Here is a 7,086-nt window from a genome sequence, read left to right on the forward strand (position 1 = left end):
AACAAGTACCATATTATTAAGTCTGGGTCCTTAGACACTCTGCTAACTATAATTCATATACCAATGTTGTTTTAGAGACATTCTATCAAGAACAAGATGTGACAGTGCGAATACACCAGGAATAATGGTCTTTCCTTATTAGCTAAATATTATCTCCCAACGGTAGATTTTCTCCTCCATGACATAGTGGACAATCTTTATCTCGTCGTAATTCCATGTCAAAAACTACGCCGCAGTTTCTACAAATACGTATATTTTTCATCGCCCTAAATGATTAGGCTTACCCACTAAAGTAAGTTTATATCTTTAATACAGTCTACTCCAAAACGTCTGCACACAATAGTGGAGAATAATATGTATTGTTGTAAACCAATGGCATGCAGTTACATTACTTTTTTTACACATAGTTCACAGAACTTTTCGTGACAGAGATCTAAAGCTTCTTCACGGTATGTACTTATCCAGTCAACAACATTTTGTTCACAATCTATGACTCTATAGGAGATTACGGAAAATGGATGGGTAGTATTTTAGAATTATATGATGGAGTAATCTTTGCTCGTAAACTTTGGAAAGTGGTAGCCTTAGATTAGGATGGCCCTATAGACATTCTCATTATCTACTATATTTCAGACCCCGACTATCCTAGATTTCATAGTGAGTCGTATAAGAATATACTTGAGGGACATGTTTTTCTCGAATTTAATCGTCAAATGATAACCTCATAATTGACTATTTGTTAAATATGATACTGTACCATTAACTATCGGATAATCTTCTACTCGTATAAATTCTCCGTAACATCAACGGATATCCCATATCGAAGTCAATCCGTGTTATGTCTACTGTTGGCTTTTAATGGTATTTTATACCTTCCAATACCAACATATTTATGGGGTTACCGTAGGACAGTGAAACATGTCTACTAAAAAAGAAGCAGCAAGATCAACAACAGATAACGATTTCAAAAATGAACCAAGTACAGAAAGAACAAACGCAGAATACGATGTAAAAAGAGAACTAAGACCAGGAGTACAAGAACAAAATCGCGCAGTCAAAAGAACAATCAATGAAACAAGAGACAACATCAAGCGGGCAGTGGATGAAGCAAGAACACAAATTCCACGTAATACACAAGCAATCAATGATTACCAAGAACGACATCTACAAGCAGCACAAGAAATCGCAGATAGCTACTTGAACTCTCAAAATGAGATTATAAGCTCTTTTCAATCGGCATGGGCTCCACATATTGAAAACTACTATAATATGTGGAATAACTGGGCATCGCCTAGAAGAGCAGCAGAAATATACGCAAGAACAGTGAGTAACTTTGCAGATAATACTCTAACTGCAACTCGAATAGGAAATAATGCAATAATTGCAAATATGGAAGCATTCAGTGCTACTATCCAACGTGAGAAAGAAGATGTAAAGGAATTTTCAAGGATTGGAGCTAACACAGCAAGAACATTTGCACAAACATCAAGAGATGTTGTTAGTGATACTAGTAGGGGCAGTAACACCAGCAGCCGCAACTATTAATCGTACTTGCCAGAGAATCGAGCGGGAAACTAAAAGCCCCGCACACACCTTTTACTTTTTTTAGCTTGATTTAAAATATGGCAGTAATAGCTCTAACTAAACCACGACCTTATGGTATAACAGGAACAGGATTATATTTGTGGATTTTAGTGGCTTTGACTCAAAGCAAACGATTAGGTTTCTTCTATTGAATGCTATGTCGATGGTCGAGTCTCGTCATAACAAACAGAACATATAGGGGGATGTTCTATCCATTTTGATAGATGACAGTATGGTTAGAAAAGCCGGTTTATAAGAATCAAAAGTAATGAAAGGATAGTCATGAATTCCAATCTAATCACCCTGATAGGGTGATAATGGGATTAGTTTTAGTTCAGTTTACGCCTAGGCGAATAAGATTTTAGTGATATTTAGTCCGTGTTAAGGGAATATTCTCCATCGCCTTCACTGCTTTCAATGCCTCCATTAATTTGTTGTAAGTCGCTACACGGTCAATTCCAATTTTCTCATTAGTAAAAGTTTCAGTTGCTACTGAAGGGAGAGTTGAGTTATTCCTCAATTTTTTTCAAAGCTCACTCAAATTTAGGTTTGAAATAGAAATTCCACCCGATTAGTGTTATATGGCTACTACTTCCTAACTTAGTCGTAGTGCCTCATTTTCAGATTCTAAAACATTGTTACCATTCCTGAAGTAATTCAGTCTGTCAATCTAGTAGGATAACAAAGTAAACAAGTTAATGATGTTATAGTTACTAGAACTTGATATGACTCATTCTTGATATTTCTAGTGTCTTGAAAAGTTCTTTAATATCTCTAGTCCTTAACTCAAGTGTAATGCTAAATCTTTGCTCATTGAATGACTTTTCAAATAATAACAAAATGGATTTTCGTTTTCTAGTAAAGGCAAGTACTGTATCATAAGGGTAAACGTTACCTGCACAATATATTGCCTTGTCTGTAACTACAAGTGTTCCTTTGGCCTTGCTCTTCCTTGTTTTATCTCTTCCCAAAGCTACATATCCAATAGGGCCAGCAGCAAGCCAACTTCCTATCTTTCTACCTGCTCCACGATGTTCTGTCCTTTTAACGAAGACTTCCCCTTCTGATTTGAAATAGGCTTTTTCTTTATCTATGCTATAAACTTCCCTCAAAGGTTTAGCATCAGAGCCGAGAAGGAGGAGGATAGTTGAAATACTCGCAAACAAAGGCCAGATGTCGGCTACTGAAATATCCAAAAAATTTGATATTACTGCGCAAGCGATATCCCAGCATCTAAAGATACTTCTTGATTCAAAGCTTGTGATTATGAGAAAACAGGCACAGCGACACGTCTATCAAATAAATCTGGCCTCGAGACTAGAAATCGAGGAATGGGTTAAGAAATTAGAAATAATAAATGAGAGCTTGGACAAACTTGATTTAGCGCTTCACTGTTCGCAGGTTAGGATGGCACCAAGCTGAAGGTGTAAGATGGGCATTGATGGCAGTTGTCAGCAGAGGTCAGATGTAGTTGTTATTGTGCTAATCCAACTCTTTCATAATTCTGTCAATCAAATGATCAATGTCAACCGGCTTTTTAATGAAACATCCCAAACTAATAGATGGATGAATTTCTCTCATAGCGTCTCGATTTATTTCTCCTGCTGACATGAAGCAAATTTTTACATTAATGTCGATTTCCAAAATTCTTTCAGATAAGTGGAATCCGTCAATATATGGCATATCAATATCAATTAACAGTAAATCATAGAAATTTGGTTCAAAATCTAGCAAAGCTATTCTAGGATCATTATGTGTATGAACTGCAACACTTTTGCTAGCATTTTCTATACCTACTTTGAATGTATTAGTAATATCAGGATTATCGTCAACAATCAATATTCTTTTCCAATACTTATCTCTTGTAGCAGTGACATTAGTAGTAGATGATTTGCCAGAATTCTTGGATTCTTTTGTCACATTTCGATTTGCCTAGGCAACCCTGTATACCTAACCTGTCTTTGCTTCAATGTCCTTAAAATTGCTTATGGAACTAATATACTAAGAGAATTAAATAACAGTCCTATAGAAGCGGTTTCACTATTACTACTATATGCCATAGATACAGGTCGAATCAAATTAAATTCCTTTTGTTTTCTTATCCATCTCTCGGATGTTCTTCACCATCTCTTTTTGTGCCTCAGTTAATTTACTAGGTGCTTCATGAGACATTGAAATACGTTCTTTTGTTTGGATTGTTGGCCACAGCTTCCACATGTCCATATCTCTGATTGAAGTGATTGGATGTACATTAAGTGATCTAGTTTGTCTGATTTGACAACTGTTGGAAAAATAATCTCTTCATTGGGAGACATCCCATAGTAGAGCAGATATGGCCGATGGGCCTCGTTCGTTACTATAATAGTTCAATTCAAACTTAGTTCAAGCTGCTATTTCAAGTCAATAAATCCTAAATATATGAGGGAGTAAGATTCTCCCAGTTGGAGGAGAAAACGGAAGTACTGTATGATCCAAACGAAATTGTAAGAAGAACAGTAGAACAAAGTAATAATATAAAATTTACCATAGATTCCTGCATAGACCTCAATGGTCCATCAATGCTGGTTATCCCTAATCATCCTGTGACAACTTCATTTATTGATATGAAGAATAGAGGTGTGAAGATGAGGTTCATTACAGAAATTACCAAGGACAACATCAAATACTGTAGACAGCTGATGAAAATTGGAGAGATAAGGCACTTAGAAGATGTAAAGGGAAATATGGGAGTAGTCGACGGAGATACGTATTATGCTAGCGCAACAAGCACTGAATCAGGACCACCACCTCAACTTATCGTACAGTTAAAGCAATTGTGGATCAGCATCAGTATTTCTTTGATATGCTTTGGTACAAGGCTATACCTGCTGAACAGAGAATAAAGGAAATAGAAGAAGGAATTGAGCCATCAAAGACAGAGATAATCCAAGACACTAAGATATCAATATCTCGAGCTTATGATATAATAAAATCAGCAAAAGAACAAGTGTTGGTTATTTGGGCATCAGAAACCCTGCTGGTTGTAGTCTGCAGTATTGTTGTTTTGTTATAATATACATACGGTAGATAATAAACAACTTGGTCCTGGTGGAGAATAGATCACAGGTTAAAACATCATAACCACTGTTCTATATCATTCCTAACTAATTTGTCAAATGCTTCTAAATTTGTCTACCCTATATGAGACTAACCGAAGTCTGAAACTCAAATCTTGTGGGGCTATCCAAACCGATGGTAAATCGCATAATTAGCCGGCTTGTCATGTTGCATCCTCTAAACAGGTGTTATAATATATAGATGGCCTAAAAAATAAGGTTTACTAGGTGCACATATTTGAGGACAGCCTGGACATGGATAAGGTGTCATGAAGACATATATGACGAACTTAAAGAAATAGGCCAATTTGGGGATAGTTTCAGACGTTTTAAGACGTTTATTGGATAATTATTATATTAACCAAAAACAAGGGAGTCGCGCAGCGACGACCGCTGTGGGTCGGGACGAGCTTAAGACTAGATTAAAAAAGTTTGAAAGTCACAGTATGGCCTTAGCCAGACTGGCTAGACAGAATGTTAGTTATACTAGTAAAGAATAGGTGGCCCACCCACCTACTTACTACCCATTTGACAGCACCACTAGCCATATGTTTACTGTTGTTAGCCATACTGAACATCACGTCTTACCAGTATCTCTAGATATATTATAGAATGTCCTCCAGTATCATTGGACAATGTGTTTTAATACTAGATTTCTACTTATCAAAACTATGAGTAAATTAATATTCTCATTAGGTGCAATTGTAGCACTAACGGCAATTTTTGTAATACCAAGTGCTTTCAATCCAACCTCAACACAAGTCGCAAAAGCAAGTTCATGTAGTGCATCTACTAGTCACTTGCACATTACTACTTCAACGTCAGGAAGCTGTGCAACCAGCTCTTTTGCAGGCCAGCATGTTCAGTCGGTTGGACAGGTTGGCGGAAGTCAGTCTAGTTGTAGCAGTGGCTCTGTTGCTCAGCGTTCTGACACAACCTTTTTCAATGGTCAGCGAATTAGTAGTAACAGTGCCGTAGCCTGCAGTTCGCATTCTCCCTAACTCTCCTTTCTTTTTCTTTCTCTAAACTAACTCCCTAACCCATTCTTGAATCAGCCTAGATATTTTATTGTCCGATGTAACGAAGATAACCACATGATGGATCGGTTTATATATACAAGGTTATTGCCGAGTCTACACAAAACAGTCTAGTCTTGCATTGTTGGTCTAGTGCTTCGCTCAAGAAGTAAGTATTTCTGTTTTGGGTTACGGCGGATGATACATAGCTGCACATTTCGATTTTTCTCTAAATTTTTGGATCCATGTATCTATGTAACTTAAACTACGCTCTTACCGCTGTGTGCGAGGAATATTACTTAATCTACTATTATTAGTGAAACAAAAAAAGGCTAAGGACAGTGGCCTGATTTTGACACGCTTGTCGAACTAGTTGAACCTGTAGCTGCAGAGCTAGAAGAGCAATTCGATTGACAACCGCCGGCACTACTCGACGAGGCTGATTGCAAACCTGGGCCGCCAGAAAAGGTTCCGGTTCCGATAACTTGTCCTTTGGTGGGATTGGGTTCCCGTTATCATTGTCTTTGTTACCGATAAGTAGAAGCGAATAGAACAGAATTGAGCATACTTAAGATCATTGGCGTGGATTATGCCCATTATCCGTATGTTTTTTATTTCCTCAGCACATTCATAAATCATGCTTTACACATAATCATGTTTTTCAATATCATCCAAGTGTCGCCCGACAACTTCACTTTAGGGCTTGCAGGTAGTATTATACATAAATAAAAGACAAGAATAACAATAATCACTGCCTCTCCATGCCAAATAATAAAAAAATACTGCTGGTAGATGATGAGCCAGACATTATCGATTCTTTAAAGATAGGTTTAGAAGATAACGGGTTTGCAGTTGATACCTATACTGATTCTGCGTTAGCTCTATCAGATTTTAAAACAGATGTATATGATCTTGTACTCCTAGATGTTAAAATGCCAAAAATCAATGGCTTTGAGCTATATGAAAAGCTAAGAGAGAAAGACAGCAAAGTTAACGTATGTTTTATTACCGCACATGAAGTTTATTATGAATCATTAAGAGAAATATTTCCTGATATGAATTGTGATTGTTATGTTAAACCAATCAATATAGATGATTTAGTGAGACGAGTGAAGGCACAAATTGATAGAAAATAGCTAACTTAGGTCATTCATTCTGATATGTGAGTGACCTGGCATGCATCTCCATTAGGGGACATTTCAATCAACTTTTCACTTCCCTAGGTTTCTTAGCTCAATTCGTCCTTCCATTGCAATTTAAGTCTTAATTTAGGTTCAATAAAAGTCGAAATTTTAAGGCCGTGGTAAACGTATGTCAGTAGCTGCTGTCTTCATTCGATCTCCTGCAACCTTGTTGATAATTCTACAAATTGATCTGTTAATTGTGAATTA

Annotated in this window: 7 protein-coding genes; 5 read left to right on the forward strand and 2 right to left on the reverse strand. The window is 36.9% G+C overall.

Annotated features, from left to right (window positions below):
* Positions 1-918: 918 nt before the first annotated feature.
* A complete protein-coding gene (locus DYY65_RS08095) occupies positions 919-1,545 on the forward strand; it encodes a hypothetical protein (protein WP_162477466.1) in 627 nt (208 codons plus the stop codon).
* A 752-nt stretch (positions 1,546-2,297) separates the two neighbouring features.
* On the opposite strand, the gene DYY65_RS08100 is transcribed toward DYY65_RS08095, so the two are convergent.
* Positions 2,298-2,750: a hypothetical protein gene (locus DYY65_RS08100; RefSeq protein ID WP_162477467.1), complete on the reverse strand. Its 453-nt coding sequence runs from the start codon at positions 2,748-2,750 to the stop codon at positions 2,298-2,300.
* Positions 2,751-2,757: 7 nt separating this feature from the next.
* Between DYY65_RS08100 and DYY65_RS08105 the strand changes: the two genes are divergently transcribed.
* Entirely contained in the window at positions 2,758-3,006 is a 249-nt protein-coding gene (locus tag DYY65_RS08105; protein WP_236561738.1) for an ArsR/SmtB family transcription factor, read from the forward strand.
* Between the two features lie 60 nt (positions 3,007-3,066).
* Here the strand turns inward: DYY65_RS08105 and DYY65_RS08110 are convergent, their stop codons facing one another.
* Positions 3,067-3,504 carry a response regulator gene (locus tag DYY65_RS08110; RefSeq protein ID WP_162477468.1) on the reverse strand — a complete coding sequence of 146 codons (438 nt, stop codon included), beginning with the start codon at positions 3,502-3,504 and terminating at the stop codon, positions 3,067-3,069.
* 521 nt (positions 3,505-4,025) lie between these two features.
* Between DYY65_RS08110 and DYY65_RS08115 the strand changes: the two genes are divergently transcribed.
* The 3 genes from DYY65_RS08115 to DYY65_RS08130 all read left to right on the forward strand — a co-directional run bounded on the left by DYY65_RS08115 (position 4,026) and on the right by DYY65_RS08130 (position 6,831).
* On the forward strand, positions 4,026-4,466 hold the full coding sequence (locus DYY65_RS08115) for a hypothetical protein (RefSeq protein ID WP_162477469.1): 441 nt from the start codon (positions 4,026-4,028) through the stop codon (positions 4,464-4,466).
* 884 nt (positions 4,467-5,350) lie between these two features.
* Positions 5,351-5,680, forward strand: a complete 330-nt coding sequence (locus DYY65_RS08125) for a hypothetical protein (protein WP_162477471.1) — start codon at positions 5,351-5,353, stop codon at positions 5,678-5,680.
* 776 nt (positions 5,681-6,456) lie between these two features.
* Complete coding sequence (locus DYY65_RS08130) at positions 6,457-6,831, forward strand: response regulator transcription factor (RefSeq protein WP_162477472.1); 375 nt, start codon at positions 6,457-6,459, stop codon at positions 6,829-6,831.
* Positions 6,832-7,086 lie beyond the last annotated feature (255 nt).

This window comes from Nitrososphaera sp. AFS (genome assembly GCF_009898475.1).
Classification (GTDB): Archaea; Thermoproteota; Nitrososphaeria; order Nitrososphaerales; family Nitrososphaeraceae; genus Nitrosopolaris.